Below are 1,213 nucleotides of genomic sequence, written 5' to 3'. Positions count from 1 at the left end.
CGAATGCGATGGCCAGATTGCTTGCGGCAGTCGCCGCATCCGGCTTCGGCATGAAGGCGACGTAATCGCGTTTCATCGTTTTGACGAAGCTCTCGGCCATGCCGTTACTTTGCGGGCTGCATACCGGCGTGGTCAACGGCTTCAGCCCGATTTTGGCTGCAAACCGGCGCGTATCGTCCGCCGTGTAGCCCGAGCCGTTGTCGCTTAACCACTCGATTTCGGATGGGGTATGCAACGCGCCACCGAAGCGATTTTCCACTGCCGCCAGCATCACGTCGCGCACGATGTCGCCGCTATGGCCTGCCGTCGTGGCCGCCCAGCTCATCGCCTCGCGGTCACAGCAGTCCAGCGCGAACGTCACACGCAGCGGCTCTCCGTTGTCGCACCGGAACTCGAAGCCATCCGAGCACCAGCGCTGATTGCTTCGTGCCACAGCGACCTTGCCGTCGTGTCGTCGTTGCGGACGCGGTGGTGCCGGACGGCGCTCCATCAACAGCCCGTGCGTGCTCATGACTCGATAGACGCGTTTCGCATTGAACGGCGCCAGCCCAACGCTTTCACGCTCGGCCCGCAACGTGCCCCAAACCCGACGATAGCCATAGCTCGGCAAATCGCCAATGACCCGACGGATTTCTTCGACTACAGGAGCATCATCGGTTTGCCGGGATTTCCGTCCATCTTGCCAGTTAGCCGGGCGAGACCGGTGTGCCGATACGTTCGAGCGCGACACGCCGAGAACTTCACACACCAGCTTCACTGGTCGTCCTCCGGCAGCAATGGCGAGTGCGCTATCCATTTTTTTGCCCGGCCATATTCAACTGCTTCGCGGAGAATCTCGTTCTCCATCGTCTTCTTGCCGAGCATCCGTTGCAGTTCACGAACCTGCTTTAGCGCGTCCGCCAGCTCAGATGCCGGAACGACTTCTTCTCCAGCCTTGACCGCCGACAGACTGCCGTCCTGGTACAGCTTGCGCCAATGGAATAGCTGGTTCGGGTTCACGCCGTGCTGGCGAGCCACCAGCGATACCGATTTCCCCGGCTCGAAACTCTCGCGCACCATCGACAGCTTTTGCTCTGCCGTCCAGCGCCGCCGACGCTCCGGGCCCGTCAACACATCCATCACTTCCTGCCTGGTGTTAGTCAAAAACACAGTCTTATGCCTACCCGTTATTTTAAGTGGGTCACTGTGTCCGGTGTTTCAGGGGGCTGCTCCA

Annotated in this window: 1 protein-coding gene; it reads right to left on the bottom strand. The window is 60.5% G+C overall.

Annotated elements, in window-relative coordinates; translation table 11 throughout:
* Positions 1 to 1,119 (bottom strand): IS3 family transposase gene (locus tag D1Y85_RS26850; protein ID WP_124154094.1). Its coding sequence is split into 2 segments (ribosomal slippage), with 1,120 coding nucleotides annotated over them: positions 1 to 804 and positions 804 to 1,119; the frame shifts between segments, so codons are not numbered across the junction. This gene is flagged as partial in the annotation.
* Between the last annotated feature and the right edge of the window lie 94 nt (positions 1,120 to 1,213).

This window comes from Paraburkholderia dinghuensis (assembly GCF_003837865.1).
In the GTDB taxonomy this organism is placed as follows: Bacteria; Pseudomonadota; Gammaproteobacteria; order Burkholderiales; family Burkholderiaceae; genus Paraburkholderia; species Paraburkholderia dinghuensis.
The sequence above is the reverse complement of the archived record's forward strand: the minus strand, read 5'-3'. Positions and strand labels throughout refer to the sequence as shown.